The sequence below is a fragment of the Vibrio sp. 1580 genome (assembly GCF_033340055.1).
The window spans coordinates 1-888 of record NZ_JAWOVT010000131.1 but is presented as its reverse complement, the minus strand read 5'-3'; the positions used below and the strand labels follow the sequence as shown (position 1 = coordinate 888).

Annotated in this window: 1 protein-coding gene; it reads left to right on the top strand. The window is 46.4% G+C overall.

Annotated features, from left to right (window positions below; translation table 11 throughout):
• Positions 1–888: dihydropteroate synthase (locus R7093_RS24520; protein WP_318146925.1), on the top strand; the 888-nt coding region annotated here is incomplete at both ends.

Genomic DNA, 888 nt, shown 5'->3' with positions numbered 1-888 from the left:
ATCAGGGCAAACCACGGAAGCATTTTACAACTCTCTACGTCATGTAAGGCCGTTATCTTTCGGTCTTAACTGTGCATTGGGGCCAGATGAACTGCGCCCATACGTGGAAGAGCTTTCTCGTATTTCTGAATCATTTGTTTCCGCACACCCTAACGCAGGTTTGCCGAATGCTTTTGGAGAATATGACCTTTCTCCAGAAGATATGGCAGAGCATGTAAAAGAGTGGGCTAGCAGCGGCTTTTTAAATCTGATTGGTGGCTGTTGTGGTACAACGCCGGAGCATATTCGCCAAATGGCGCAGGCCGTTGAAGGTGTTACACCTCGCGCTTTGCCAGATTTGCCTGTTGCTTGTCGTCTCTCCGGATTAGAGCCATTAACGATTGAGAAAGAGACTTTATTCATCAATGTCGGTGAGCGAACTAACGTCACAGGTTCTGCTCGCTTTAAACGTTTGATCAAAGAAGAACAGTATGACGAAGCATTAGAAGTCGCGCGTCAGCAAGTTGAAAATGGTGCCCAAATCATCGACATCAACATGGATGAGGGGATGTTAGACGCACAGGCTTGTATGGTGCGTTTTCTAAACCTATGTGCCTCAGAACCAGAAATCTCCAAAGTGCCAATCATGGTCGACTCTTCCAAATGGGAAGTGATTGAAGCGGGTCTGAAATGCATTCAAGGTAAAGGTATTGTGAACTCTATCTCTTTGAAGGAAGGCAAAGAGAAATTTGTTGAGCAAGCTAAACTGATCCGTCGTTATGGCGCAGCTGTGATCGTCATGGCATTCGATGAGGTTGGTCAGGCAGAAACACGCGCGCGCAAGCTAGAAATCTGTACAAATGCTTATCGTATTTTGGTAGACGAAGTTGGCTTCCCGCCAGAAGACAT